The organism is Deltaproteobacteria bacterium HGW-Deltaproteobacteria-18 (genome assembly GCA_002841885.1).
In the GTDB taxonomy this organism is placed as follows: domain Bacteria; phylum Desulfobacterota; class Desulfovibrionia; order Desulfovibrionales; family Desulfomicrobiaceae; genus Desulfomicrobium.
Window position 1 is genome coordinate 1 of the sequence record PHBE01000005.1, and the last position, 26,307, is coordinate 26,307.

Annotated in this window: 26 protein-coding genes; 8 read left to right on the plus strand and 18 right to left on the minus strand. The window is 58.5% G+C overall.

The features are described from left to right. Both CVU60_05535 and CVU60_05540 read right to left on the minus strand, forming a co-directional pair. A partial coding sequence (locus CVU60_05535) for an aldehyde ferredoxin oxidoreductase (protein ID PKN42451.1) occupies nt 1–228 on the minus strand: 228 nt, incomplete at its 3' end. A gap of 414 nt (nt 229–642) precedes the next feature. Then, nucleotides 643–1,824, minus strand: a complete 1,182-nt coding sequence (locus CVU60_05540) for an L-threonine dehydrogenase (protein ID PKN42452.1) — start codon at nt 1,822–1,824, stop codon at nt 643–645. A gap of 497 nt (nt 1,825–2,321) precedes the next feature. On the opposite strand from CVU60_05540, the gene CVU60_05545 reads away from it, so the two are divergent. From CVU60_05545 to CVU60_05575, 7 genes are all read left to right on the plus strand, one after another. Continuing rightward, on the plus strand, nt 2,322–3,464 hold the full coding sequence (locus tag CVU60_05545; GenBank protein PKN42453.1) for an alcohol dehydrogenase: 1,143 nt from the start codon (nt 2,322–2,324) through the stop codon (nt 3,462–3,464). Continuing rightward, nucleotides 3,464–4,684, plus strand: coding sequence for a PAS domain-containing sensor histidine kinase (locus CVU60_05550; protein ID PKN42454.1), 1,221 nt, complete (start codon nt 3,464–3,466; stop codon nt 4,682–4,684). Before CVU60_05545 ends, CVU60_05550 begins: the two co-directional genes overlap by 1 nt. After that, entirely contained in the window at nt 4,681–6,057 is a 1,377-nt protein-coding gene (locus CVU60_05555; GenBank protein ID PKN42455.1) for a sigma-54-dependent Fis family transcriptional regulator, read from the plus strand. Before CVU60_05550 ends, CVU60_05555 begins: the two co-directional genes overlap by 4 nt. A gap of 215 nt (nt 6,058–6,272) precedes the next feature. Further along, nucleotides 6,273–7,400: a hypothetical protein gene (locus tag CVU60_05560; protein PKN42456.1), complete on the plus strand. Its 1,128-nt coding sequence runs from the start codon at nt 6,273–6,275 to the stop codon at nt 7,398–7,400. A gap of 137 nt (nt 7,401–7,537) precedes the next feature. Next, nucleotides 7,538–8,731: a glycine/betaine ABC transporter ATP-binding protein gene (locus CVU60_05565; protein PKN42457.1), complete on the plus strand. Its 1,194-nt coding sequence runs from the start codon at nt 7,538–7,540 to the stop codon at nt 8,729–8,731. Next, entirely contained in the window at nt 8,728–9,564 is an 837-nt protein-coding gene (locus CVU60_05570) for an ABC transporter permease (GenBank protein ID PKN42458.1), read from the plus strand. The genes CVU60_05565 and CVU60_05570 overlap by 4 nt, the downstream gene beginning before the upstream one ends. A gap of 49 nt (nt 9,565–9,613) precedes the next feature. Next, a complete protein-coding gene (locus tag CVU60_05575) occupies nt 9,614–10,420 on the plus strand; it encodes a glycine/betaine ABC transporter substrate-binding protein (protein PKN42588.1) in 807 nt (268 codons plus the stop codon). A gap of 310 nt (nt 10,421–10,730) precedes the next feature. Here the strand turns inward: CVU60_05575 and CVU60_05580 are convergent, their stop codons facing one another. After that, the gene (locus CVU60_05580) at nt 10,731–13,247 is read right to left on the minus strand and encodes a preprotein translocase subunit SecA (protein PKN42459.1); all 2,517 of its coding nucleotides are present in this window, start codon (nt 13,245–13,247) and stop codon (nt 10,731–10,733) included. A gap of 138 nt (nt 13,248–13,385) precedes the next feature. Between CVU60_05580 and CVU60_05585 the strand changes: the two genes are divergently transcribed. Beyond that, complete coding sequence (locus CVU60_05585; GenBank protein PKN42460.1) at nt 13,386–13,967, plus strand: cysteine hydrolase; 582 nt, start codon at nt 13,386–13,388, stop codon at nt 13,965–13,967. Nucleotides 13,968–13,995: 28 nt separating this feature from the next. On the opposite strand, the gene CVU60_05590 is transcribed toward CVU60_05585, so the two are convergent. The 15 genes from CVU60_05590 to CVU60_05660 form a co-directional block, all read right to left on the minus strand. After that, nucleotides 13,996–14,460 carry an SsrA-binding protein gene (locus CVU60_05590; GenBank protein ID PKN42461.1) on the minus strand — a complete coding sequence of 155 codons (465 nt, stop codon included), beginning with the start codon at nt 14,458–14,460 and terminating at the stop codon, nt 13,996–13,998. Between the two features lie 23 nt (nt 14,461–14,483). Further along, on the minus strand, nt 14,484–16,250 hold the full coding sequence (gene ptsP, locus CVU60_05595; GenBank protein PKN42462.1) for a phosphoenolpyruvate--protein phosphotransferase: 1,767 nt from the start codon (nt 16,248–16,250) through the stop codon (nt 14,484–14,486). Beyond that, nucleotides 16,250–16,528, minus strand: coding sequence for an HPr family phosphocarrier protein (locus CVU60_05600; protein PKN42463.1), 279 nt, complete (start codon nt 16,526–16,528; stop codon nt 16,250–16,252). The genes ptsP and CVU60_05600 overlap by 1 nt, the downstream gene beginning before the upstream one ends. Before the next feature lie 10 nt (nt 16,529–16,538). Then, nucleotides 16,539–17,285 carry a 3-keto-L-gulonate transporter gene (locus CVU60_05605; protein PKN42464.1) on the minus strand — a complete coding sequence of 249 codons (747 nt, stop codon included), beginning with the start codon at nt 17,283–17,285 and terminating at the stop codon, nt 16,539–16,541. Nucleotides 17,286–17,287: 2 nt separating this feature from the next. Then, nucleotides 17,288–18,118 (minus strand): 16S rRNA (cytidine(1402)-2'-O)-methyltransferase, encoded by an 831-nt coding sequence (gene rsmI, locus CVU60_05610; GenBank protein ID PKN42465.1) that lies wholly within the window; start codon nt 18,116–18,118, stop codon nt 17,288–17,290. Then, the gene (locus CVU60_05615) at nt 18,069–18,473 is read right to left on the minus strand and encodes a YraN family protein (protein ID PKN42466.1); all 405 of its coding nucleotides are present in this window, start codon (nt 18,471–18,473) and stop codon (nt 18,069–18,071) included. The genes rsmI and CVU60_05615 overlap by 50 nt, the downstream gene beginning before the upstream one ends. Then, nucleotides 18,455–19,078 (minus strand): ribonuclease HII, encoded by a 624-nt coding sequence (locus CVU60_05620; GenBank protein ID PKN42467.1) that lies wholly within the window; start codon nt 19,076–19,078, stop codon nt 18,455–18,457. Before CVU60_05620 ends, CVU60_05615 begins: the two co-directional genes overlap by 19 nt. Nucleotides 19,079–19,085: 7 nt before the next feature. Then, complete coding sequence (locus CVU60_05625; GenBank protein PKN42468.1) at nt 19,086–19,433, minus strand: 50S ribosomal protein L19; 348 nt, start codon at nt 19,431–19,433, stop codon at nt 19,086–19,088. 48 nt (nt 19,434–19,481) lie between these two features. Then, a complete protein-coding gene (locus CVU60_05630; GenBank protein ID PKN42469.1) occupies nt 19,482–20,756 on the minus strand; it encodes a tRNA (guanosine(37)-N1)-methyltransferase TrmD in 1,275 nt (424 codons plus the stop codon). A 40-nt stretch (nt 20,757–20,796) separates the two neighbouring features. After that, on the minus strand, nt 20,797–21,471 hold the full coding sequence (gene rimM, locus CVU60_05635; GenBank protein PKN42470.1) for a 16S rRNA processing protein RimM: 675 nt from the start codon (nt 21,469–21,471) through the stop codon (nt 20,797–20,799). Beyond that, nucleotides 21,347–21,580 carry a KH domain-containing protein gene (locus CVU60_05640; GenBank protein PKN42471.1) on the minus strand — a complete coding sequence of 78 codons (234 nt, stop codon included), beginning with the start codon at nt 21,578–21,580 and terminating at the stop codon, nt 21,347–21,349. The genes rimM and CVU60_05640 overlap by 125 nt, the downstream gene beginning before the upstream one ends. A 61-nt stretch (nt 21,581–21,641) precedes the next feature. Continuing rightward, entirely contained in the window at nt 21,642–21,887 is a 246-nt protein-coding gene (locus CVU60_05645; GenBank protein PKN42472.1) for a 30S ribosomal protein S16, read from the minus strand. 74 nt (nt 21,888–21,961) lie between these two features. Further along, a complete protein-coding gene (locus tag CVU60_05650; GenBank protein ID PKN42473.1) occupies nt 21,962–23,449 on the minus strand; it encodes a signal recognition particle protein in 1,488 nt (495 codons plus the stop codon). A gap of 119 nt (nt 23,450–23,568) precedes the next feature. Beyond that, nucleotides 23,569–24,762, minus strand: a complete 1,194-nt coding sequence (locus tag CVU60_05655; GenBank protein ID PKN42474.1) for an aspartate aminotransferase — start codon at nt 24,760–24,762, stop codon at nt 23,569–23,571. 26 nt (nt 24,763–24,788) lie between these two features. Further along, a complete protein-coding gene (locus tag CVU60_05660) occupies nt 24,789–26,204 on the minus strand; it encodes a sigma-54-dependent Fis family transcriptional regulator (protein PKN42475.1) in 1,416 nt (471 codons plus the stop codon). Between the last annotated feature and the right edge of the window lie 103 nt (nt 26,205–26,307).

Below are 26,307 nucleotides of genomic sequence, written 5' to 3' on the forward strand. Positions count from 1 at the left end.
GGGCGACTTGGCACCGACGGAGATGCGGCCGGAGTTGGCAGCATTGGTCGGGGCGAGCACGCCGGCCGCGAAAATCAGCTTGTTTTCGGCGGAAAGCGGATGACAGTTTGCCGGGACTTCCTTGTTGACCACTCTTGAGGTCAGGGCGCGACCTCCCAGACCGGCCAACTCGCCGAGCTCTTCAAACTTGAAGCTCTTGGTCCTGGTATTGATGCGTAGGATTTTCATGAAGACTCCTTGATCAGCAAATCGGGTAAGAAGTTTGCGAAGGACATACAATCATGCCCCTCAAGACATAAAACAAAAAAAAGGGCAGGATTGGGAGGAATGCCACCTCTCAACCCTGCCCCAGTTACTGGCATCATACAATTACGGCAGTCTCACGCTTCGGGTCCGGGTCAGAATGACCCGGCTTGCATGCGCAGTCCGTCTCAAGGACGCAGACCCGCGCACCACGTTTCGTCGAATCTGGCCGTTTCCAGGAAATCTTCATCGCGCACCGTGGCCCCGACCTCATCGCGCTCAAGGCCGACTTTCCAATCAACCTCTTCCAAGGAAAGCAGCGAAGCATCGTCAAACCACATGCGGACCTCCGTTATCTGGAAAAAAAAGCGCGCCGGACAGCCGGCGCGCAATTATCAATTACAGGGCAGCCTCGTAAATGCGGGCCACATCGGCGTCTCTCAGGCAGACGGGGTTGGTGAAACCGCAAGCATCTTTCTGAGCGTTGCCGGTCATGATGGCGATGTCTTCCTTCTTGACGTCCTTGCCATAACGCTTGCCCAGTTCGATCAGGCCGGAAGGAATGCCTACGTCGGTGGACAGCTGCTTGATGGCGTCAAGGGCTTTTTCCGCGCCAGCGCGCAGGGACATGCCTTCAACATTCTCGCCCAGGAATTTGGCCATGTCGACAAAGCGTTCGAGCTTGGCGTTCAGGTTGGCGCGCTCGACATGGGGCAGCAGGATAGCGTTGCATTCGCCGTGCGGCAGGTCGTAGAAGCCGCCCAACTGGTGAGCCATGGCGTGAACGTGACCGAGGCTGGCATTGTTGAAAGCCATACCGGCCAGGTACTGTGCGAAACACATGCCTTCACGGGCTTCGATGTCCTTGCCATTGGCAACGGCTTTGCGCAGGTACTTGGCGATCAGTTCGATGGCCTTCTGGGCGCAGGCGTCGGTCATGGGGGTAGCGATGGTGGAAACATAGGCTTCCACGGCGTGGGTCAGGGCGTCCATGCCGGTAGCGGCAGTCAGCGCCGGGGGCATGCCGACCATCAGCATCGGATCGTCGATGGCGATACCGGGGGTGACGCGCCAATCAACGATGGCCATCTTCACCTTGCGGGAGGTATCGGTGATGATACAGAAACGAGTCATTTCAGAGGCGGTGCCGGCAGTGGTGTTGACGGCCAGATATGGAGGCATGGGCTTGGTGGACTTGTCAACGCCTTCGAAGTCGTGAATCTTGCCGCCGTTGGCAACAACAAGGCCGATACCCTTGCCGCAGTCATGCGAGCTACCGCCGCCCAGGGAGATCAGAGAGTCGCACTTGGTTTTCTTGTAAACGTCAACACCGGCGTGGACGTTGTTGTCAGTGGGGTTCGGAATGGTTTCGTCGTATACTTCATACTTCATTCCAGCGGCGTCCAGCAGGTCGGTGATCTGCTTGGTCAGGCCGCAGCCAGTGATACCCTTGTCAGTAACTACCAGGGGCTTACTGCCGCCCAGAGCCTTAATTTTCTCAGGAATCTGCTTGGAAGCACCAATACCGATCAGAGTAACGCTGGGAATGAAAAATCCATACACCATTTCTTGAACAGCCATGATTGCACCTCGCTAAAGATTGTTTGACTCGAATAGAATCCACTCAATTAACTCTCGTGATTCCCCATAAGGCAAGAATGAGGCCAGACCGCTTCAAAACTTGAAAAAACATGTTTTTTTTAATATAACATGTCTGAATTATTATTCATAAACGATTAGCATTCCCATTGGGGGCGTATCCGTACTCCTCACACCGTCCACCCCTGCCTCGTTTTGTATCACTTTGATCCTGGCCTTTATGGCCAAGCTGGGTCAAAACGACTCATTGTGTCCCCGATCCCCAAAAGAGCACCTTTGCCAGACCTCTAAATGTTGGGTAGCATGCCGACATCGCATTCGACATTCTTTTTATTTACAGCACATTGAAGATCTTCGCCAAAGAAACATCGCGCACCGGGTAACCGAAGACAAGCGGTCGTGTTCTTGCACGAAGATTTGATAAGACCAGTTGGGTCCAATCCCGGAACATGAAGACAACCCCGTTGCGAGGAGAAGATATGGATATAAGAAAATTCTCTCTGCCAGAAATCATTTTCGGACACGGCAGCATGGAATATACAGGCTCGTACGCTCTGCAGCTCGGCGCCAAGAAAGTCTTCCTGGTCAGTGATCCGGGCCTCGAACGCAGCGGCTGGGTCGGCAAACTCATCGAGGTCCTTGAGGCTTCGGCCTTGAAGTGGGTTTACTACTCGAACGTCAGCTCCAATCCGCGCGATCACGAAGTGCACCTCGGTGCGGACCTCTACAAGGCGGAAGGCGCGGACGTGGTCATCGGGCTTGGCGGAGGAAGCCCGCTCGACATGGCCAAAGGCGTGGCCACCGTGGCCAGCAACGGCGGGATAATTCAGGACTACGAGGGAGCTAACCTCATCATCAGGCCCCTGCCGCCCATGATCTTCCTGCCGTCAACGGCCGGGAGCGGCTCGGACATTTCCCAATTCGCCATCATCACCGATGTCGCGCGCAAGGTTAAAATGTCGCTCATCAGCCGCTCCCTGACGCCCAACGTGTCCATCATCGATCCGGACATGCTCTCCACCGCCAGCGACGACCTCATTGTGACCTCATCCGTGGACGCCCTGTCCCATGCCGTGGAATCCTACGTCTCGCTCATTGCCCATACGCTGACCGAGACCCAGGCCTTGAAAGCCATGCATCTCATCCTTGACAACCTGAAGCCCGCGCTCAAAACCCGCGATCCCCTTGCCATGGAAAACCTCTCCATGGCGGCGGTTGCGGCAGGAATGAGTTTCAGCAACGCCAGCCTTGGGGCCTGCCATGCCATCGCCCACTCCCTGGGCGGATTTTTCGATACCACGCACGGAATGGTTCACCCGGTGCTGCTCCCGGCGGTCATGAGCTACAACCTGCCCGCCTGCGAAGCAAAAATGGCGAACATCGGAGAAATCGTGCTCGGCAAGCGCCTTTCCTCCTCCCTGCAAACGGCGGAAGGAGGCATCAAGCGCCTCAAAGAAATTTTTCTGGAACTTGGCACCGCGGTTCATTTTCGCGAAATCGTGGATGACGAATCCGCCTTCCCCCAAATCTGCGAGATGGCCACCAAGGACGCCTGCCTGCTGACCAACCCGCGCCCGGCCACGGCCGAGGAATTGCTGAGCATCTGCCAGGAGGTCTGGTGATGGGCAAGACCACGCTCAGCGATATCGTCGGGCCTGAATATACCAAGCTCGGTTTTTTCCGCGAAGTGCAGGAAAAAATGGGAGAGCTTGAGACGTATAATGCGGAGCTTGAAAGGAAAAAACAGGAAATCCAGGACATCCTGAACGGAATCATGGATCTTTTGGCGGTGGTCTCCACGGATTATCGCATTGTTTACGTCAACAAGGTCTTCCACGACTATTTCGATATATCCCACCCGGAAGGCCTCTTCTGTTACCAGGTTTTCCGGGGAGGCTCAGAGCCTTGCCAAGTCTGTCCCCTGCGCACGGCTCTGCAAACCGGAAAGCCCGACCGGGCATCATATATCGACCATCGGCCGGATCGCAGCCTCCACTTCGAGGTTGTGGCCTCTCCCATGTTTGACGACAAGAGCCAGGTGCGCACGATCCTGGTCTCGAAGCGCGACGTGACCATGGAAAAAGAATATCAGGCCAAATATTATCAGGCCGAGAAAATGGCCACCATCGGACTGCTGGCCGCAGGCGTGGCTCATGAGATCAATAATCCCCTGGCGGCCATCAGCGGATTTTCCGAGGCTTTGAAGCGTCGCCTGCCTTATCTTGGCACCCTGCTGGACAAGGAGCAGAGCATCCTCGAGGATTTCACGGACTACACGACCACCATCCTGGAAGAATGCAACCGCTGCCGGGACATCGTCGGCAACCTGCTCTCCTTCAGTAGCCAAAAAACCTGTAAATTCAATACTATAGATCTAAATTCTCTCGTCACGGGTTCCCTCAAGATTCTGCATCACCAGATCAAGTTGCATCCGGGCATAACCCTGCATCAGGACCTGAGCCCTCACCCCGTGACCATCCGGGGCGCGCAGGGCGAACTCAAGCAGGTCCTTTTGAACCTCGTGCTGAACGCCATGGATGCCATCGAAGCCAAGGGAAGCATCACCATCCGCACCAGCATGGACAACGCTGAACGCGCGGCACTGATCGTCGAGGACACCGGACAGGGCATCCCTCCGGAAACACTGGATAAACTCTTCATCCCATTCTTCACCACAAAGACCAAAGGGCACAGTATCGGCATTGGCCTGTCCATCTGCTACAATATCATTAAAATGCACGGCGGAGAAATCCACGTCTGCAGCGAACCCGGCAAGGGTTCCGTCTTCCGGGTCATGCTCCCGACCGGATTTTCAGCAAACAACAAGGAACTGAATACATGAGCATCTTCAACTCCATAGAAATTCTCGTCGTTGATGACGAATCCAATATACGCAAGCTCTTCTCCCGCGAACTGGCCTCGCCCGGCCGCACCATCCACACCGTGGGCAGCGCCAAGGAGGCCTTCGAGCACCTGCACAAACATTATTACGACATCATCATCCTCGACATACGACTGCCCGACGCCAACGGACTTGAGCTGATGACCAAGCTGCTCGAGACCGTACCCAACGTGGCCATCATCCTCATCACCGGCTACGCCGACGTGGACAATGCCGTGGAAGCCATGAAGAACGGGGCTTACGATTACATTACCAAGCCCTTCTCCCTGGATCGCATGGAACAGGTCATCGAAAAGGCCTACCAGAGAGTCCGTCTCCAGAGGGAAAACGAGCTCCTGCGCCATAATTCAGAACACAAGTCCATGCCCAAATTCATCGGACACTCCAAATCCGTGCAGCAGGTCCGATATCTCATCGAAAAAGCCGCGCCCACGGACGTGCCGGTCCTGCTGACCGGGGAAAGCGGCACGGGCAAGAACGTGGCTGCGGCGGCCCTGCACGCCAAGAGCAAGCGCGCGGGACAACCGCTCATAATCAAGAACTGCGGCACCTTCGACAAGGAACTGCTCAGGAGCGAACTGTTTGGGTACTGCAAGGGCGCCTTCACCGGTGCGGAACGCAGCCATGACGGCCTTTTGTCCCTGGCACACAAGGCCACCCTCTTTTTCGACGAAGTGGGCGAACTGACACTGGAGCTGCAGGGCGCGCTTCTGCGCGTGCTTGAAACCCAGCATTTCAGGCGGGTGGGCGACAAGGAGGAACGTTGCGTGGACGTGCGTTTCGTTTTTGCGACCAACAAGGACCTGGCCAAGGAAGTCGAAATGGGGCGCTTTCACGACGCCTTCTACCACCGCATCAATGTCTTCGCCATCGAGCTGCCGCCACTGCGCGAACGGCGCGAAGACATACCGGCTCTCGTCGAGTACTTTCTCATGTCCCTGGCCAAGGACGGCCAGGAATACAAGATATCGCCCCGCGCCATGCAGCAGCTCATGGACAACCCCTGGCCCGGGAATGTGCGCGAACTCAAGAATATCATCGAGCGGGGGATGATCCTGGCCGAGAACAATATCATCAATGTTCAGGCACTGCCATTTTGCCAGAAGAGCTGCCAGAATCCTCGCGAAAAAGGATTTTCAACCCTCGAAGAGCTGGAACGATCACACATCAGCATGGTCATGCATGCCGTGCAGGGCAACAAGTCCCGCGCAGCGCAGGTGCTTGGTATCGGGCGCAAGACCCTTTACAGAAAGCTCGAAGAATACAGGCTGACCGAGGTGGGGCTGCAGAACGCCAACTTCCTGAGCAAATAGAGTGCATCTTTTTGACGCAGCCCAAAAGCGCTTCTCCAAGGCAAGAGCGGCAAGAGATGCCCTGGAGGTACCCATAAATCAAACTCCGCAATAACCGCTTGCGCCTGTTGTGTTTTTTTCCGGCATCCTCTAGCCTTTGGCGGATCGTAAATTGCGCCGCGTCCGTACGGGCCCATGCCTGACAAAGCGACGGCAGAAAACTCCAGGATTCGCCAATGCCAACGGTATTCTTCTTGTGCGACGCCAAAGGGCGCGTCGTCGAAGCACACGCAGGAGAATTCGAGGAATGGGACCTCTCTCCCGGCACGTCCCTGTGCAACGCGCTGGGTATTGACTGCCCGGGCGGGGATCTTCTGAAGGCCCGCCTTTCTCCTGAAACCACCCATACTCTGACCGGGCCATCGGGCCAGCCCATAAGCCTGCGCATCATGCAGCTACCCAAAAGCCTTGCGCCCGAGGGTGGTCTTCTGGCCACCGTGAGAATCTCCTCACAGCTCGGCATCCTCGCCGCCGACAATCCCGAACCCTCGGCCGCCACGCTGGACTATGCCGTTTTCAATGCCGTTTTCAACGACGCGCGTGATGCGATCTTGCTCACGGATGAACAATTCAACATCCTCGCGGCCAACCGCAAAGCCCACTCCCTGTACGGCAAGGGAGAAGAACCGCTGGCCGGAACCACGTTCCGGCGCATCCTGCGCACCGTGGACGAAGCGCGGGTCCTTGCCTCGGCCAGATCCCTGAAAAATGGCGGATCTTGGCGCGGTTCACTCGCGGTCTTGAGCTCGGACGGTCAGGAAACACCTGTCAAGCTGGGTGTTCGATGCCTGAGCGTGGGGGGAGTGCGTCTGTTCCAATTCATGATGCGCGACCTGCGTGGACGAATCGCCCTCGAACGCGACTTGGCCCAGAGCCGGCTGGCCGTCGCAGACATGAACACAGCCCTGAAACAGGTCCTGCGCAATGTTGAAGAAGAGCGTCAGGAACTCAAAGACGAACTCGTGCAGCAGGTCCGCGAAGAGGTTCTGCCCACAGTGGAACGTATCGCCCTCGAGGACTCCCCCCTGGTGCGCCAAGCGTACAGGTCCGCCCTGGAAGAAAAGATCGCGGACATGGGCGTAACCGCTCCGGAATCAGCGAATCTCTTTGCCAGGCTCACCCCCCGCGAAATGGACATCTGCCGTCTCATCCAGCAGAGTTGGCAAGGCAGGGCCATCGCCGAGGAGCTCGGCATCTCCTTTGAAACCCTGCAGACACACCGCAAGAACATCCGCCGCAAGCTCGGGCTTAAAGGCGGCCCGATCTCCCTTTCCGCCTTCGTGCAACAGCATCCTCCCTTCTGACATATCGGGTATCCAGACATACCCGATACATCCCTGCTCCATCCCCTTGATCTCTCGCTTTATTCCCCTAGTCTATCCAATGCTTCAAAAAGGCGCGCAAGAAAGCGCGTTTCAATAACTTGAGCCAAGGAGACTTAATGGCAAAAATATATGTTGAAGGTCTGTACAAAATTTTTGGCCCCAACCCGAAGAAAGCGCTGCAGATGCTGTCCGAAGGCAAAAGCAAGGACGACATCATGGCCGCCACCAAGCACGGCGTGGGTGTCAACAATGCCACCTTCGAAGTGCATGAAGGTGAGATCGTGGTTATCATGGGTTTGTCCGGCAGTGGCAAATCCACTCTGGTGCGCTGCCTGAACCGTCTGATCACTCCCACTGCGGGCAAGATCCTTATCGACGGACGCGATGTCCTGACCATGGGCGAAGACGAGCTGCGGCAGTTGCGGCAGCGCAAGATGGGCATGGTCTTTCAGAATTTCGCCCTCTTTCCGCACCGTACCGTGCTCGAAAACGCGGCCCTTGGCCTTGAAATTCAGGGCATGGACAAAGAACAGCGGCTGAAGCTGGCCGATGAGGCACTTTCCCTGGTCGGCCTTGATGGATGGGGCGCATCATATCCGCGCCAACTGTCCGGCGGTATGCAGCAGCGCGTAGGCCTTGCCCGTGCGCTGGCCCTGAGTCCCGACATCCTGCTCATGGACGAAGCTTTCAGTGCGCTCGACCCTCTCATCCGCCGCGACATGCAGGATGAACTGATCAGCCTGCAGGAACGGATGCAAAAAACCATCGTCTTCATATCGCATGATCTGGACGAAGCCCTGAAACTCGGCGACCGCATCATTCTGATGAAGGACGGCGCCATAGTGCAGATCGGATCTCCGGAAGAAATCCTGACTCACCCCGCCGACGATTATGTGGCGCGCTTTGTCGAGGACGTGGACATCACCAAGGTCCTGACCGCCGAATCCGTCATGAAACACAGCGAGGCCGTGGCCTATCTGCGCACCGACGGGCCCCGTGCGGCCCTGCGCAAGATGCGCAAGCACAACATAGCCCACCTCTTCGTGGTGGACCACACGCACCGACTGGTCGGGATCGTCTCCGCCGACGCCGCGGCCATCCTGGCGCAACGCGGCGAGGCAAGCCTGACCGAAGCCATCTGCACGGATATCAAGACCGTTTTCCCGGACACTGCGGCTCATGATCTCTTCAGCATAATGGCCGATCTGCCTTACCCGCTGGCCGTGGTCGACGAAGCAAACAAGTTCAAGGGGGTCATTGTGCGCGGCACTCTGGTCGCAGCACTGGCTGAAAGAGGAGGTGCCGCATGAACGAGTACAAACTGCCGGTAGGCGAAGTCATCGAGACGGGCATCGACTTTCTGGTCGAACACTTGTCCTTTATCACCAAAGCCAGCGCCGAGGTGGTCGAGACTATGCTGGGAGCCATGGAAAGCGGCCTGCTGCTCATCCCCATCCCGATTTTCATCGTGTTGGTGGGTGCCTGCGTATGGTTCCTGACCAAGGAGCGCAAACTCACCTTGGGCAGCGCTCTTGGCCTTGCGCTGATCTGGAACATGGGACTTTGGACCGCCACGGTCAGCACCATCGCCCTGGTCCTGGTCGCCACGCTCTGCGCCATCGCCATCGGCGTACCGCTGGGCATCTGCGCGGCCATCAGTAAAAACACATACAAGGTGGTCATGCCCGTCCTCGACGTGATGCAGACCATGCCGGCCTTCGTCTACCTGATCCCGGCCATCCCCTTTTTCGGGCTTGGCAAGACAGCGGCTATTTTTTCCACGGTCATATTTTCAATGCCTCCGGCAATCCGCTTCACATGCCTTGGAATCCGCCAGATTCCCGCGGAACTTGTGGAATGTTCCACCGCTTTCGGCGCAACGCGCATGCAGCGACTGTACAAATTGGACCTGCCCCTGGCCGCACCGACCATCATGGCCGGCATCAACCAGACGGTCATGCTGGCCCTGTCCATGGTCGTCATCGCGTCCATGATCGGCGCCAAGGGTCTGGGCGGCGAGGTTTGGAAAGCCATCCAGCGTCTGCAGATGGGACGAGGATTCGAGGCAGGCATAGCCATCGTCATCGTGGCCATGATCCTGGATCGGGTGCTGCAGAAGCTTGGCACCCGAAAAGAAAACTAAAACAAAGGAGTTACCTGTGAAAAAAATTCTACTTACCATCGCGTGTCTGATGCTCTTGATTCAGCCTGCCCTGGCTGCCAAGGGCAAAGTCCGTATCGCTTACGTCGAATGGGACTGCGCCACGGCCAGCACCACGGTCGCCAAGGCCGCCCTGGAAGAGATGGGCTATGAAGTCGAAACCCTTGCGGTCGCAGCGGCGGCCATGTGGCAGGCCCTGGGAACCGGCGACGTTGACGCCATGGTCACCGCCTGGCTGCCCGTGACCCACGCCGACTACTATGCCAAGGTCAAGGACAAGGTCGAAAAGGTGTCCGTGGTCTCCGGCGGTGCCAAGCTCGGCTGGGCCGTACCTGCGTACGTGACCATCAACTCCATTGAGGAGCTGAACGCCAACGCCGACAAGTTCAACGGCAAGATCATCGGCATCGACCCGGGCGCCGGCCTCATGAAGCTGTCCGAGCAGGTCATTGCCGACTACAAGCTGGACAAGCTGGAACTGATGGAAGGCAGTGGCGCGACCATGACTGCGGCCCTGGCCAATGCCATCAAGAACGAGGAATGGGTGGTCGTCACCGCGTGGTCCCCGCATTGGATGTTCGGCAAATGGGAACTCAAGTACCTGGAAGACCCCAAGGGCATCCTGGGCGGCGAAGAGCAGATCGAGGCCATCGTGCGCAAGGGTCTGGACAAGGACATGCCTGAAGTTCATGCCTTCTTCTCCAACTTCAAGTGGGATTCCCCGGCCCAGCTGCAGATGGTCATGGCCTGGAACCAGGAAGGCGGAAGCCCGGAAGAAAACGCCCAGCGTTTCCTGAAGGAATATCCAGAGACCGTGAAGGGCTGGATGGGCAAGTAAAAGAGCTCAGAAAAACGACGTTAAACGGCGCATGCCGGGAATTTCCCGGCATGCGCCGTTTTTATTTTCACCCCACAATCGTAGGGGCGGCCCCCCGTGGCCGCCCTACCCGTGGCCGCCCTACCCGTAGCCGCCCTACCCGTAGCCGCCCTACCCATGGCCGCCCTACCCGTGCCCGGCCTGCACCCTGCGACCCGAAAACGGGCAGGCACGGGGGCCTGCCCCTACGGTGAGCCGCGTTTCTCGCCCTTTGGCGCTATCATCGCGCCCCCACAAACAAAAAACCCCGGCTCTCACCGGGGTTTTCTGATCAGGCCAGCTTACCGCAACATTTCTTGTACTTCTGACCACTGCCGCATGGGCAGGGGTCGTTTCGGCCGACCTTGGGGTCGACCCGGCGCACCGTGTCCGGCTTCTTGTCTGCGGGCTCGTTGCCGCCGACATATTTCACGTCTTCCTGCTCCTCGTGCTTGAGCTCCTCCTGCTTGACCGCCTCGATGCGCAGGTGGGTGAGCGCCTTCATGGTGTTTTCGCGGATGCGGAAGATGAGATCCTCGAACAGCTCGAAGCCTTCACGCTTGTACTCCTGCTTGGGATCACGCTGGGCGTATCCTCTAAGACCGATGCCTTCTTTCAGGTAGTCCATCTGCAACAGATGGTCTTTCCAGTTGCGATCAAGCGCATCGAGCAGGAAAAAGCGCAGGATTTCCTGATACTGATCAGGAGCGAGAGCGCGATGCTCTTCAAGCACGGAGAAAATCGCGGTCCGCGCCTCGTCCTTGGCCATGAATTTTCCGCCCGGAGCCATGCGCTCCATGGCGAAGACCTCGTCCAGCTTGGAGCGGATCATGCCCTGGATCTCTTCAGGGGATTCAGTGTGGCCCTTTCTGTTTTCAAGCGGCTCGTAGACCTGAGAGAGAAGATCGTCGACAAACTCTTCCACCGTAGGCTGCAGGTCTTCTGCGATCATGAACTCGCGACGCAGGGAATAGATGACCTCTCGCTGCTGGTTCATGACGTTGTCGTAGTCGATGAGCTGTTTGCGGATTTCAAAGTTGTGCCCTTCGACACGCTTCTGAGCGTTTTCGATGGACCGGGAAATGAGAGGATTCTCGATGGTCTGACCATCTTCAAGACCCAGCTTTTCCATGATTCCGGCAATGCGCTCGGAACCGAAGAGACGCATGAGCGTATCGTCCAGAGCCAGATAAAAGCGCGAGGAACCGGGGTCGCCCTGACGTCCGGCGCGGCCGCGCAACTGATTGTCGATACGTCGGCTTTCGTGGCGTTCGGAGCCCAGGATGTGCAGGCCGCCAAGCTCGCGCACGCCTTCTCCAAGAACGATGTCAGTGCCGCGGCCGGCCATGTTGGTGGCGATGGTCACACGGCCTTTCTGACCGGCCATGGCCACGATCTCGGCTTCCTTCTCGTGGTACTTGGCGTTCAGGACTTCATGCGGGACACCTTTCTTCTTGAGCAGGGAGGCGATGTATTCGGACTTCTCGATGGAAGTGGTACCGACCAGAACCGGCTGGCCCTTGGCATGCAGGCCCTTGATCTCCTCTACGATGGCGCCGAATTTCTCGGCCTGGGTCTTCAGGATCACGTCGGGAAAATCCTTGCGCACCATCTGCTTGTTAGGCGGGGCAACCACGACTTCCAGCCCGTAGATCTGCTGGAATTCAACGGCTTCGGTATCGGCCGTACCGGTCATGCCGGACAGTTTGCGGTACATGCGGAAGAAATTCTGGAAGGTGATGCTGGCCAGGGTCTGGTTCTCGGCCTCGACCTTGACCCCTTCCTTGGCCTCCAGAGCCTGATGCAGACCATCGCTGAAGCGCCGCCCGGGCATGAGCCGGCCGGTAAACTCATCGACGATGACCACCTGCCCGTCCTTGACGATGTAATGATCGTCCAGGGTGAAGAGATAGTGGGCGCGCAAGGCCTGCAGAATATGATGCTGCAGGGTGATGTTGGCCGGGTCGAAGAGGTTGGTCACAGCCAGGATCTCTTCGCAGTAGGCCACGCCCTCGTCGGTCAGCACGACGGTGCGAGCCTTTTCATCGATGGTGAAATGCTCCTCCCGGTCCAGCTTTGGAATGATGGCGTTGACGCGTCCGTAGAGCGAAGTCGATTTCTCGCCCGGTCCCGAAATGATGAGCGGAGTACGGGCTTCGTCGATGAGGATGGAGTCCACTTCGTCGACAATGGCGAAATTGAGCGGACGCTGCACAAGCTGATGCTTGTAGAACTTCATGTTGTCGCGCAGATAGTCGAATCCGAACTCGTTGTTGGTGCCGTAAGTCACATCCGCGCCGTAGGCCTGCTGACGCTCGGCGTCAGAAAGACCGTGCACGATGACGCCGACGGAAAGTCCCATGAACGTATAGAGCTGGCCCATCCAGGCCGCGTCACGCTTGGCCAGGTAATCGTTGACCGTGACCACGTGCACGCCCTTGCCGGCCAGGGCGTTCAAGACCACGGGCAGGGTCGCGACCAGGGTCTTGCCTTCACCGGTCTTCATTTCCGCGATCTTGCCCTGATGCAGGATCATGCCGCCCATGAGCTGGACGTCGAAATGGCGCATGCCAAGCACCCGCCGACTGGCCTCACGGGTCAGGGCGAAAACTTCGGGCAGCACGGTATCAAGCTCGCGTCCGCCGGCCACTTCTTCCCGATACCCTGCAAAGCGGGTTGGAATCTCGGCGTCGGAGAGAGCCTGCATTTCCTTTTCCAGGGCATTTATCTTGCTGACCGTGGGCTGCAAGGTTTTCAGGTATCTGTCGTTTCTGGAACCGAATATTTTCTTGGTCAAATAACCGATCATGAATACTCCCGACTTGTTGGTCTTGGGGATAAAAGAGCCTCTTGCCGGGGGCGGGTGCTCCGGCTAGAAATCGGACAAATGCTCCGGGCTCAAGCACTAGGGCAGATTTTTTACAATGACAACCGCAAGAAGGCAGCCATGAACGAGCACAACCACGCCCTTTTGATCATCGACATGCAACACGACTTCGCAGTGCCCGGTGGTGCCTGCGAGGTGGCCGGGGCCCATGCCACCATTCCGGTCATCCGCAAGGTTTTGACTTCATTTCGAGACCTTGGCCTACCGGTCTTTCATATCGTGCGCGAATATCGCAGCGACGGCTCCGACGTCGAAATTTCTCGTCTGGAGGCTTTGAGGGCGCGGCCCATGGTTGTACCCGGTACCCCGGGAGCACGCATCGCGCCGGGGCTTGAGCCCATCGAGGGCGAGTACCGCATCGTCAAAAAACGCTTCAGCGCGTTCATGTTCACAGAGCTCGACCTGATCCTGCGCCGCAAGGGGGTCACGCACCTGGCCGTGACCGGCACGCAGTTGCCCTTCTGCCTGCGCACCACCCTGTTCGACGGCCTGAGCCTGGGCTATCACATGACCCTGCTGACCGACGCTTCATCCTCGCGCACGCCGCAGATCCATCTGGCCAATATCCAGGACATCAGGGACGCGGGCATGACCTGTATAAACGTCGAAGAATACCTGCGCGGCATCAATACTCCGGCCTGATGACGCACCGGGGGATGACCATCGCGCGTCAAGCCCGGTTCATTTCCCGCTCGGTGTCACGGTTCACGGCTTTCTGCTTCAAGTCCTCGCGCCGGTCGTAAACCTTCTTGCCCTTGGCCAGGGCCAGCTCGATCTTGATCTTGCCATCCTTGAAATAAAGCTTGGTCGGCACCAGAGTCAGGCCTTTCTGCTCCATCTTCGATTTGAGCGAGTTTATCTCGTGGCGGTGCATGAGCAGCTTGCGCTCCCGGTCCGGCACATGCTGGGCATATCCGGCGTTGGCGTAGGTGGATATGTGCACGCCCGAAAGAAATGCCTCGCCGTTCGTGATGCGTACGTAGCCGTCCATAAAATTGACCTTGCCGTCACGCAGGGATTTGACCTCGGAACCGGTCAGCATGATGCCGGCTTCGATGAAATCGAGCAGTTCGAAAAAATGACGGGCCTTGCGGTTGGCCGCGATGATCTTGATGCCTGTAGGCTTGGCGCACATGAAAAAATCCTTGAAGTTGAAATCTAGTCGTCCACCAGGGAGGAGTAGAACATGAGTTCCTCGGGAAAACGTCGGAAGATCATTTCCCGGACGAGCTTGTTGTTGCGGGCCACTGAATGACTGGCCATGACCTGCTTCAGCAAGGCATTGCATTCCTCCATTGAGGCCTGCCGGACGATGCGCTTGATGCCCGGGATGGCCTGGGGTCCGAGACTGATGGAGTCGACCTGCATGCCCATGAGTACCGGGATGCAGAAGGGGTCGGCCGCAAGCTCGCCGCACAGGCAGACCTCGATACCGGCCCGGTGGGCCGAGTCGACCACCCATTTGATGGAACGCACGATGGCCGGATGCAAGGGCTGGTACAGGTAGGACACGTCCTTGTTGGTGCGGTCGATGCCAAGAGAATACTGAATGAGGTCATTAGTGCCGATACTGAAGAAGTCCACCTCGCGGGCCAGAAAATCGGCGGTGATGACGGCGCTTGGCACTTCGATCATGATGCCCATGGGCATGTCCTCGCGGAAGCAGATGCCTTCCGCGTGCATCTCCTCCTGGACCTCCCGGTAGAACTTCTTGACCTCGACCAGTTCCTGTAGCCCCGAAATCATGGGAAACATGATGGACACGTTACCGAGCACGCTGGCCTTCAGGATGGCCCTCAGCTGGGTCCGAAAGACCTCGCGGTGCTTCAGGCAGTAGCGGATGGCGCGCAGCCCCAGGGCAGGATTGGACTCGGCCGAGGACTGCATGCGCATGAGCTTGTCCGCGCCCACGTCCAGGGTGCGGATGACGAGCTTCTTGGGCGCGACCAATGAGGCCATGTCCATGTAGATTTCCGTCAACTCATCCTCGGTGGGCATCCCGTCGCGATTCAGATAGCTGTATTCGGAGCGGAACAACCCGATGCCTTCCCCGCCGTTGTCGTTGACCGCGACGACCTCTTCAAAAAGTTCGATGTTGGCCAGAACCTGCACCCGGTACCCGTCGATGGTCTCGGCGGGAAGATGGCATGAGCGCATGATCGTGGCCTGATAGCCCTCGAACTGGGCCTGCAGATCCGTGTACCGGGCCAGCTCGTCCTCGTCGGGATCGATGATGATGCGCCCATGAAAGCCGTCAAGGATGATGATCCCGCCTTCGGCCAGATCATCTCCTAGCCCCTCCATGCCGACCACGGCCGGAATCTGCAGGGACCGGGCGAGGATGCCTGCGTGGGAGGTCTTGCCGCCCTGAGCCGTGGCGAAGGCCATGATCTTGTTGACGTCCAGCTCTATGGTGTCGGCCGGAGACAGATCATGTGCCAGCAGGATGGCGCGGTGTTTGATGGCCTGGTGCCCATCCCCTCCCCCGACCAGCTTGCCCAGCACCCGCTCGGCCACCAGCCGGACATCCTGCATGCGCTGCCGCAGGTATTCGTCGGCGATGGAGGCGAATATCTCCTGCACGTCTCCGACGGCCCTCTCCAGCGACCATTCGGCATTGATCTTGGTGAGAGCGATGTGATCCAGGGCCCGCTTGCGAAACTTGTGATCCCGCAGCATCATGAGGTGCGATTCGATGATGGCCGAATGTTCCTTCAGATCCTCCGGCACCAGGGTCAAAATCCTTTCCAGGTCGTGCAGGGCATCGTCAAAGGCGCGGTTCAGCCTCTCGATTTCAAAAGGCACATCCGCATCGGACACGGTCTGGCGGACCGTGCCGGAAAAATGGCTTTTGTTGAGGTAATACGCGCGGCCAATGGCGATGCCGGCCGAGACGGGAATACCGAAGAGCGTGCGGGAAGCCATCAGCGATCCTCTCCGAACATGTCTTCAAAAAGTTTGGAAACACTCGAAATTGCGGCGGCAGCATCTGGGCCATGAGCCCGCAGGGTCAGCTCGGCTCCTTGCGGGGCAGCAAGGGAAAGCAAATCCAGGATGGATTTGGCATCGGCCTCCATGTCACAGGAGTGGACAGTGATGGAAGCCGCATAGCGTTGGGCTTCCTGAGAAATCTTTCCTGCGGGCCGGGCGTGAAGCCCAAGGCTGTTCCCGACCCGGATAATCTTTTCCTGCACTTCACCCATTTCAAATCACCTACATGGATACAGAAGCAAAAATCTTTTCCCAGGGCGCTATCAGGCCGCCCAGAACCAACGCCGCCAAAATCAGGGAGCGATCCCACTCACGCATGAAACCAGCCAAGGCCAAAAGTCCGGTACCTGCGGCCCAGGCCAGGTTCCACGGTCCGTCCGAAGGCGCAGCCTGCAACAGAAAAACGGCCACCAGGACGCTGTTCATGAGCTTGAGCCGCTGCCCCCAATCAATAAGGTTCCAGGACTTGAGGCGCTGCAGGAAAGAAAGGCCCTGGGCATAGCCGCGTCCGAATGTGTACATCTTGAAAAGCTGCAACCCGCAGAGGCACAGACAAATCCAAACCGCAAGGGTTCCAATGTATCCGGCGGCCGCCAGATTGACGCCGACCAAGGACCACAGAACCAGAAAACTGCCGCCAAAGAAAGAATCACCCAGTGCCGACAGGGTATACACCGTGGTCGAGCGCAATTTTGGAAGGATGTCCTCAGGAAGCATGCCTAGAGATATCTTCTTCTCCATGGATAAAAAAATCCCGACCAGGAGAGGAGTCCAGAAAGGATGGGTGTTGTAGTGCTTCAGATAGCGACCCCGCGCACGCTTCAAGGCTCCCGGTTCGGCGACGTAAAGCGCGCGCAGACCCGGCTCCATGATATAGGCCAGCCCGACATTCTGCATCCCTTTGGTGTTGAATGTGGCGCCAACCATGTATGTACGCAGAAAAATCTGCAGCAGGATCCGCGTATCCACCCTTACTCCGCGTCGTATTCCACAATCAGTTCGTATATCTGCTTGACCGACCAGCCGCGGGTTTGGTCCCGCACGGTCCGGGCCGCGTCCTTGGCGTGCATGCCCGCACTCATCAAGCTCCGGACCCGCTCCAGAACATCGGTCTTGGACGTAGAGGCTATCTCTTCGGGAGGCCCAATGATCACGGTCACCTCACCCAGAAGCTCATCCGTGAAATCCTGGAGTTGCCCAAGCCTGCCATTGATAAACTGCTCATGTTTCTTGGTCAATTCCCGGGCCAGACAAAATTCCCTCTCTCCCAGCACCTCGAATGCAAGCTCCAGGGTCGGGAGCACTCGGTTCTTGCGTTCAAAGAAGACCAGAGTCGCGCCAAGCTGTGCAAAGGGCCGAAGCAATGCGCGCGCGTCTCCGCCCTTGCGCGGAAGAAACCCCAGAAAAACGAACGGATAAGGAGGAAGACCACTGGCCATGAGCGCCGCGATGGGGGCGCACGGACCGGGCACCGGAACCACACGGACTCCCTGCTGACGACACGCCGCGACCAGACGGTAGCCGGGGTCGGCAATGAGCGGCGTCCCTGCGTCGGACACCACCGCGACCGAAAGCCCCTGCTCGAGAAGCGCGAGCACCTCGCCAATGCGGGAACTCTCGTTGTGTTCGTGCAGGCTCAGGAAGCGCTTGCCCGCGAGACCTGACAGCTGCAGCAGATGACCGGCCCGCCGGGTGTCCTCTGCCAGGATTACGTCAGCATCTTCCAGAGTTTGCTGCGCCCGGGGAGAGAAATCACCAAGGTTGCCAAGGGGTGTGGCCACGATCCAGAGCGTCCCGTACATCGATGATATCCTCCCAGTGTTCGACGACCGTTTCCCCGTGCAGAAAAAGTATGCTGACCAGATCGAAGCGGCATGGTCTGCTCCAAGACCGATGGCGACTCAGATATAACGTCCCCGCCTTGATCAGGCGCTTCTTTTTGGCCGATCCGATGGCTTCGCCGGGCTCGCCATGCACAGCCCTGGAGCGGGTCTTGACCTCGACAAAAACGAGCGTCCCGGCGTCTTCGCAAATCAGATCGATCTCGCCGCACGTGCAGCTGAAATTGCGTTCAACGATCCTGAATCCCTTTTCAGCCAAAAACGCGGCAGCCAGTTCTTCCCCGGCCTTACCCGTGATCAGATGCCGGGCAGCCACAGCTGCGCCTCCCGCGGCGTCGGCACGACGCCGCGAAAACTGACCCTGTGCGTCGGGCTTGGACCGAGCCTGCGCAGCGCATCAAGGTGCGTCTTGGTGCCGTACCCTTTGTGCACGGCGAAGCCGTAGCCCGGATAGCGCTGGTCCATGCACAGCAAAAGATCGTCCCGAAAGGTCTTGGCCAGAATTGAGGCCGCAGAAATGCAGGGGTGCAGGACGTCGCCGCCGACCACCGTCTTTTGGGGCAAGGAAGAGGGGAAACGCTGGTTGCCATCCACCAGGACCATGTCAGGACAAACCTTGAGGGCATCCAGGGCGCGGGCCATGGCGGCCAGGGTGGCCTGCAGGATATTGATGCGGTCGATTTCGCCGGGCCAGGAAAAACCTAAGGCCCAGGACACTGCCTGGGCCTTGATGGCTTGTGCAAGCACCGCGCGACGTCGCGAGGAGAGCTTTTTGGAATCGGTCAGGCCCGGAAGGTCGAAATCCGAAGGCAATATGACCGCCCCCGCAACAACCGGACCGGCAAGACAGCCGCGTCCGGCTTCATCGATGCCGGCCTGAATCTGACCCGCAAACTGAGTGCAGCCTTTGGGGCTGAACAAATTGATCCTACCAGGCGTTCTTGGTCTTGATGCGGGCAGCTTTGCCCCTGAGGCTACGCAGGTAGTAGATGCGGCTCTGACGAACCACGCCTTCGGAAATGACTTCGATGCGGTCGATGGTCGGGGCATGCAGGGGGAAGATGCGTTCCACGCCGACGCCATCGGAAACCTTGCGCACGATGAACGTGCTGTCGGTGGTGCCCTTCTTCAAACGCAGAACCACGCCCTGGAAAACCTGGATGCGTTCTTTTTCGCCTTCGATGATGCGGGTATGCACCTTGACCGTGTCACCGGCGCGGAAGCGGGGATGGTCGGCACGCAGGTGCTCGTTTTCAATCTTCTGGATGATGTTCATGATTTTCTCCTTTATCTGAAGCGGCCTGTGGGCCGCAACGTGTGCGTCTTATCCGATATCGCCCAGCAGGCGGTCCACCATGATGGAAGCCGCGGAACGGACGGAAAGGTGGTTGTACCTATCCATAAAACGTATGGCCCGCAACATGCCGTCGGCCCCTGCCAGAACGTCGCGCTGCAAACCGTGTCCGGTGCCCAGGACCAGAAGAACAGGCTCCTTCTGAAGCATCCGGGACACCTGGGCGCAGGTCATGTTTCCAGCCTTGGCACTGGTGGCCACGACCTTGGGACGCACGCCCGTGCAATCCGTGATTTCCGCGATGGCCTCGTCCAGCAGGCCGACCACCCGGACCCGGCCCAGGGCAGTGCCACGATCCGGATTTGCCTTGAGCCCGTACCCCTCGCGCCAATGGCCGATAAGGGTGCGGGCAAGGTCCTGCTGATCCGCGACCGGGGTGCAGACAAAATATCCGCCAAGCCCATAGGTACACGAAACGCGTGCAATATCGTGGAGGTCAAGGTTTGTCAAAGACGTAGTGATGGTCTGACCCGATTTATTTTCAACCGGGTAATGGACCAGCGCCACGAAAAGATTCCGCCCCGGCCGTGTCCGCTCGAGCCCTTTCAGGTACCCGATATCTTCATCACTGAGCTCCGCCTGGGCAAGAATGTCCGGGCGCAAGGCCAGGGTCGTCTCCAGACTCTTTTCCCGCCGCCAGGCAGTGATGCGCCCGTGATGCCCCGAAGACAGAACCTCCGGCACTTTCAGGCCTTCGTACTGTTCGGGCCTTGTGTAGTGAGGATATTCAAGCAAGCCGGAACTGAAACTTTCCTCGTCAGCGCTCTCGTCTTTGCCCATGAACTCGGGGACGAGTCGGCTCACGGCCTCGATCAGACACAGGGCTCCTGTCTCGCCGCCGTTCAGGACAAAATCGCCCACGCTGACCGGTTCGATCTCACTAAGCTCTTCGAGCCGGGCATCAATGCCTTCATAACGCCCACACAACAGCGCGAGCTCTTCCTCCACGGCCAGCTCCCGGGCCAAGGCCTGAGTCAGGGGACGTCCCTTGGGGCTGAGCATGAGCACCCGGGCCTTTGGTCCCAGGGTTCCAAGCGCGCGGAGGATCGGATCAACGGCCATGACCATACCCGGCCCCCCCCCGTAGGGACGGTCATCGACATTGTGATGCCTGTCCGTGGAATGGTCGCGCGGATTGATGAACGAAAACTCTATCAGCCCCTTTTCCCTGGCCTTGGACAGGAGTCCGCAGGAAAGGGGGGAGTCGAAAAATTCGGGAAAAATGGTGATGACGGAAAATCGCATTCCTGCTTCCACTACGGCCGAAGCGGGCCGCGGCACGGGGTCATGACTGTTGATACAATTCGAGCAGGCCGTCCGGGGGGTCCACCAGGATGACTCCGGCGTCGAGGTCAATACCCCGGATGAACTCGTCCACGGCCGGAAGCATGATCTCGTTGCCGTCCTCGTCGTGGATGAACCACAGCTCCTGACCGGCCACGTCCCGGATGTCTTCCAGAAGGCCGATGCGGGAGCCGTTCACATGCATTACCGGCAGGCCGATCAGATCTTCGGGGCGAAACTCGTCATCGTCCAGCGGCGGCAGGTCGCGTTCCCGCGCCAGCACGTCGGCACCGCGCCACGCCTCCGCCTGGTCCCGCCCCTGAGAACGGTCAACCGTGATCAAGGCGCGCCCCTGGTGCGCTCGCCATCCTTCCAGGATGCACGGCTTGGGCTTTTTGCCCGGTAGGCGCAGGTAGACGCGGGTCAAACCCTCAAAGATGAAAGGGGAGTCTGCATATGGTTCGATGCAGAGCTCCCCCCTGAGGCCATGTGGTTTCTGAACCCGACCCAGTTCCACGAGCTTTACCGGGTCCAACTTCTCTTCGGACACGTTACTCCAGAATTTCCAGGACTGAACGTTTCCTGATTTTGGTTGAAGCCGCGCCCAAGATGGTGCGCATGGCCCGGGCCGTGCGCCCCTGCTTGCCGATGACCTTGCCCAGATCTTCCTTGGCAACCTTGAGCTCAATGACGGAGGTCTGCTCTCCCTCGATTTCAGTCACCGAGACACTGTCCGGATTGTCTACCAGAGACTTGGCAATGAATTCGATCAAATCCTTGAGCATGAGCACCTCCGCTGAAGATCTGTGGATCGCACGATGAGCCGGGCGACGAGCCTTGGAGGTACTATTTACTGAATCCAGACTTCTTTAGCAAGGAGCGAACCGTATCCGTGGGCTGCGCACCAAGTTCGATCCAGTTTTTGACCTTGTCCTGATCAAATTTGATCTCGGCGGGTTCGGTCATGGGGTTGTAATAGCCCACATAATCAAGGGCCCGGCCGTCACGGCGGGAAGCGGAATCCACTGCCACGATGCGGTAAAACGGTTTCTTCTTGGAGCCCATGCGGGTCAGTCTGAGTTTCAAAGCCATTGTTGTTCTCCCTGAACGTAAGTGTATTGCGCGAACGCCTATGTCCGGTCGTAACCGAAACAAGGGTCGCCCGACTATTTTTTTCTGCGCTGCTTTTTGGCCTTCTTGCGCTTTTCCTTGAGCTTGGCCGCTTCCGCGGCGGTTCGTCCACCGCCGCCGGAAGGCATCCCGCCGGGCATCCCGGGCATGCCGCCCGGCATCGCTCCCATCCCAGGCATTCCGGGCATTCCAGGCATGCGTCCGCCCTGAGGCATGGACGGCATCTTGCCGCCTGCCATCTTCTTCATCATCTTCTGCATCTGCTCAAAATTCTTGAGAAGCTGATTAACCTCGGTCACCGTAACCCCACTGCCCTTGGCTATACGCTGCTTGCGGCTGGGGTTGATGATCTTCGGTTCGTGACGCTCGGCCATGGTCATGGAACTGATCATGGCCTCGACCTTGCCGAGTTCCTTTTCGGGCATCTGCACGTCCTGCAACTGCTTGCGGATCTGCCCCATGCCCGGAATGAGCTTCATGATGCCCTCAAGGGAACCAAGCTTCTTGATGCGCCGCATCTGAGTGCGAAAATCTTCGAGATCAAATTCGGCCTTCTTGAATTTCCTTTCAAGGGCCTCTGCTTCCTTGGAATCAATGGTCGACTGCGCCTTCTCGATCAGCGTCAGCACGTCTCCCATGCCAAGAATCCGGGACGCAATGCGGTCCGGGTGAAATACTTCAAGTTCGCTGAGACGCTCGCCCATGCCGACAAACTTGAGCGGCTTGCCGGTGATGGACTTGATGGACAACGCCGCGCCGCCACGGGCATCGCCGTCCATCTTGGTCAGCACAACACCGGTGATGTCCAGAACTTCGTTGAATTTCTCGGCAACGGTGACCGCATCCTGGCCGGTCATGGCGTCGGCCACGAACAAAATTTCCTGCGGACGGCATTTTTCCTTGATGCCGACCAGCTCCTGCATGAGCAATTCATCAATATGCAGGCGGCCCGCCGTATCGATGAGGATCACGGAGCAGCCCTTGAGTTCTGCGTCGCGCATGGCGTCAACACAGATGTCCACCGGATTCATGTCCACGGTGGAAGGATAGACCGGCACGCCCAGCTCAGCTCCGAGCTTCGTCAGCTGATCAATGGCCGCCGGACGATAGACGTCGGCAGGGACCAGATACGGAGCATACTTCTGGCGGCGCAGGAACAGGGCCAGCTTGGCCGCCGACGTGGTTTTGCCCGAACCCTGCAGGCCGGACATCATGATCACGTAGGGCGGCTTGCCCTGTAGGTTCAGCGCGCAATTCTCACCGCCCAGGAGTTCGATCAGCTCTTCGTGAACGATCTTGATGACCTGCTGGCCAGGGGTCAGGCTGCCGAGGACATCCTGTCCAAGAGCGCGAACCTTAACCTTTTCGACAAAGTCCTTGACGACCTTGAAATTGACGTCGGCTTCCAGGAGGGCCAGACGCACTTCGCGCAAGCCATCCTGGATGTTGCTTTCATCGAGGCGGCCGTGGCCGCGCAGTTTTTTAAAGACCGATTCAAGTCGGTCGGACAAGCTATCGAACATTCAAGGGCACCTGTGCTGGGGAAAAGAAGAAGGGATGCATAGACAAGTTCGACCCACTCGTCAAGCAGAAGCAAACCATGGCATCACGGCGCGAGGCATCCCCACGCGCCGCGACGAAATCAGCCTAGAGCTTTGGCCACGGCACGCGCGAAGCCGGGAGCCGCGCCGCGGATTGTGGCCTCGTCCACGCAGAAGGCCAGGCGGAAAAAGCCCGGATAACCAAAACCCGAACCGGGCACGGCCAGAATCTGCTCCTGCATGAGTTCGCTGACGAAAGCCGCATCATCCCCACCCTTGGGAATACGCGGAAAGAAGTAAAACGCGCCCTGCGGCATGGAAAATTCAATCCCAGCCTCACGCAGTACCTCGGCCATGGCATCACGACGCCGGGCATAGATCGAGGCGTCCACCTCGTGGCCCAGGGCCTTGGCCAGCAGCTTCTGCCCCACTGCCGGTGCGTTGACGAAACCCAGGATACGGTTGGCCAGAATCACTCCCGCAATCAGATGCGCCCCTTCAGGCATGGCCGGATTCACGGCCACGTATCCGACTCTCTCCCCGGCCAGGGCCAGATTCTTGGAGAAGGAACTGATTACGACGCTATGTTCGTAGATCGGAAAGATCGGGGGCACTTCAGTCCCGTCATAGGCCAAAAAGCGGTAAGGCTCGTCGGAAATGAGCAGGATGGGCCGCCCGGTACGGGCCGATGCCTGTCGAAGGATATCCGCCAGCTGCGTAAGCTCGTCCAAAGTGTAGACCCGCCCGGTCGGGTTGTTGGGCGAGTTGATCAGCACGCAACGGGTGCGATCCGAGATCGCCGAAGCCAGGGCTTTCAGGTCCAGCTCGAAGGTCAGGGGTTTGGACGGAACGGTTTTCAGAACCCCGCGATGGTTCTCGGCATAGAATCCGTACTCTACAAAATAAGGTGCCGGACAGAGCACCTCGTCCCCGGGTTCGAGCACGGCCCGGAACAGGGAGTTGATGCCGCCCGCCGCCCCGCAGGTGATGACCAGGTCTTCGGCCGCGACAGCCACTCCCTGCTCCACCGAAATCACCTCGGCCAGGCGCTCACGCACCTGCGGATACCCGGCGTTGGGCATGTAGCCGAAAGCGAACGGCTTGCCCGCCTCCTCGGCCAGCTCGTGCAACCCCTCGGCCACGGCCGCCGGCGGGGCCAGATCCGGGTTGCCCAAACTGAAATCATAGACATTCTCCGCGCCGTACTTCTTCTTGAGCTCGATGCCGGTCTCGAACATGCGCCGGATCCACGACGACTTGGCCAGATAGCCCTCGATCTGCGAACAAAGAATCATATGATCTCCCTTGAAGGCCCACCCCCTTAGGGGATATCCAGGCCGATTTTTCTGTATTCACCAAGCTTGTTGCGCAATGTGCGCACGGAAATACCCAGCAGCTCCGAAGCCTTGGTCCTGTTGCCTGAAGTCGAATCCAGGCTTTTCATGATCAGATGCATCTCCATCTCCTGGATCGTCGGGATGCGCCCGGCGAAGTCCATGGTCATTCCCGGAGACAGGGATGCAGCCTGTAACGGAGCGGGCGCGGCCGGCACCGAACCGTCTTCCTCGCAAAGCTCCGGGGACCACTCCTGTCCATCCAGCAGAAAATGCATCGGCCGGATAGGCCCAGCCCCGGCCAGAAGCACGGCCCGTTCCATCAGATTCTGCAGTTCACGCACATTGCCCGGCCAGTCGTGAGCCATGAGCCAATCCCGGGCTTCGTCCGAAAGTTGCAGGGCGCCGAGCCCGTATTCCCGGGTGAGACGGCGGATGAAAAAATCGGCCAGCAGCAGCACATCATCACCGCGCTGGGCCAACGGGGGCAGACGCAGGGGGATGACGTTCAGGCGATAGAAAAGATCCTGACGAAACTCGCCCTTCTCCACGCTCTGCTCAAGATTGCGGTTGGTGGTGGCCAGGACCCGCACATCCACCTTGACCGTTTCAACCCCACCCACGCGATCGATCTCGCCTTCCTGCAGGGCACGCAGCAGCTTGGCTTGCAGGGCCAGGGCCATTTCGGAAATCTCGTCCAGCAGCAGGGTCCCGCCGGTGGCCAACTCGAACTTGCCGAGCTTTCGAGAGATCGCCCCGGTGAATGAACCTTTTTCGTGACCGAACAGTTCGCTCTCGAGCAGATGCTCGGGCAAGGCCGCGCAGTTGACCGCCACGAAGGGCGCGCTTTCACGGCCCGAATAGGCATGGATAAAGCGGGCAAACATCTCCTTGCCTGTCCCCGACTCGCCGGAGATGAGCACCGTGGCCTTGGAAGGAGCCACCTGCCTGGCCAAAGCCAGAACCCTGGCCACGGAAGGATGGGAGCCGACGATCGCCACCTCGCGCGGATTGCTCCGGGCAACGGGCCGGGGCGGAACAGGTGCGGACGCGTCTTCGGGCAGCACGGTCTGGATCTTTTCCCAGGTCAGCGGACAGAGCCAGTAATCCTGCGCACCCATTTCCATATAATAACGCGCTTCCTCGGCGCTTCCCTTGTCCGTGAACACGATGACGGGGATCAGACTTTCGGCCTGGTTCAAGGCATCGATCAGATCCTGGGCCCTGTATCCGGGCAGGGAAGGCAGGGTGAACACGATATCGGCCTTGCGCGCCTCGAGCACCTTAAGAGCCGAAGCGCGGTCGTCCACAACCATGGCCTGGCAATCATGCGTCTTGAATTCGGCATGCAGGGGGGACACGAGCTCGGATCGTGAAACAAAGAGGATTCGCTTGGACGCCATATCCGCATATGCTATCTTTTCCCCAGCCTCTTTGCAATATGAAGAGCCCATGAGCGCTTGCCCGCCATGCGCCCATCTGCTAGGGCTGGGTCGGATTTCACGC

What these genes read in the sequence shown, in the direction of transcription:
- CVU60_05625 (PKN42468.1), bottom strand. Translation starts at nt 19,433, where the DNA reads ATGAACATCATCCAGAAGATTGAAAACGAGCACCTGCGTGCCGACCAT.
- CVU60_05545 (PKN42453.1), top strand. Translation starts at nt 2,322, where the DNA reads ATGGATATAAGAAAATTCTCTCTGCCAGAAATCATTTTCGGACACGGC.
- CVU60_05555 (PKN42455.1), top strand. Translation starts at nt 4,681, where the DNA reads ATGAGCATCTTCAACTCCATAGAAATTCTCGTCGTTGATGACGAATCC.
- CVU60_05655 (PKN42474.1), bottom strand. Translation starts at nt 24,762, where the DNA reads ATGATTCTTTGTTCGCAGATCGAGGGCTATCTGGCCAAGTCGTCGTGG.
- CVU60_05590 (PKN42461.1), bottom strand. Translation starts at nt 14,460, where the DNA reads ATGTGCGCCAAGCCTACAGGCATCAAGATCATCGCGGCCAACCGCAAG.
- ptsP (PKN42462.1), bottom strand. Translation starts at nt 16,250, where the DNA reads ATGGCTTCCCGCACGCTCTTCGGTATTCCCGTCTCGGCCGGCATCGCC.
- CVU60_05570 (PKN42458.1), top strand. Translation starts at nt 8,728, where the DNA reads ATGAACGAGTACAAACTGCCGGTAGGCGAAGTCATCGAGACGGGCATC.
- CVU60_05565 (PKN42457.1), top strand. Translation starts at nt 7,538, where the DNA reads ATGGCAAAAATATATGTTGAAGGTCTGTACAAAATTTTTGGCCCCAAC.
- rsmI (PKN42465.1), bottom strand. Translation starts at nt 18,118, where the DNA reads ATGTACGGGACGCTCTGGATCGTGGCCACACCCCTTGGCAACCTTGGT.
- CVU60_05580 (PKN42459.1), bottom strand. Translation starts at nt 13,247, where the DNA reads ATGATCGGTTATTTGACCAAGAAAATATTCGGTTCCAGAAACGACAGA.
- CVU60_05540 (PKN42452.1), bottom strand. Translation starts at nt 1,824, where the DNA reads ATGGCTGTTCAAGAAATGGTGTATGGATTTTTCATTCCCAGCGTTACT.
- CVU60_05650 (PKN42473.1), bottom strand. Translation starts at nt 23,449, where the DNA reads ATGTTCGATAGCTTGTCCGACCGACTTGAATCGGTCTTTAAAAAACTG.
- CVU60_05630 (PKN42469.1), bottom strand. Translation starts at nt 20,756, where the DNA reads ATGCGATTTTCCGTCATCACCATTTTTCCCGAATTTTTCGACTCCCCC.
- CVU60_05550 (PKN42454.1), top strand. Translation starts at nt 3,464, where the DNA reads ATGGGCAAGACCACGCTCAGCGATATCGTCGGGCCTGAATATACCAAG.
- CVU60_05585 (PKN42460.1), top strand. Translation starts at nt 13,386, where the DNA reads ATGAACGAGCACAACCACGCCCTTTTGATCATCGACATGCAACACGAC.
- CVU60_05575 (PKN42588.1), top strand. Translation starts at nt 9,614, where the DNA reads ATGCTCTTGATTCAGCCTGCCCTGGCTGCCAAGGGCAAAGTCCGTATC.
- CVU60_05660 (PKN42475.1), bottom strand. Translation starts at nt 26,204, where the DNA reads ATGGCGTCCAAGCGAATCCTCTTTGTTTCACGATCCGAGCTCGTGTCC.
- CVU60_05560 (PKN42456.1), top strand. Translation starts at nt 6,273, where the DNA reads ATGCCAACGGTATTCTTCTTGTGCGACGCCAAAGGGCGCGTCGTCGAA.
- CVU60_05640 (PKN42471.1), bottom strand. Translation starts at nt 21,580, where the DNA reads ATGCTCAAGGATTTGATCGAATTCATTGCCAAGTCTCTGGTAGACAAT.
- CVU60_05645 (PKN42472.1), bottom strand. Translation starts at nt 21,887, where the DNA reads ATGGCTTTGAAACTCAGACTGACCCGCATGGGCTCCAAGAAGAAACCG.
- CVU60_05600 (PKN42463.1), bottom strand. Translation starts at nt 16,528, where the DNA reads ATGGGTGAAGTGCAGGAAAAGATTATCCGGGTCGGGAACAGCCTTGGG.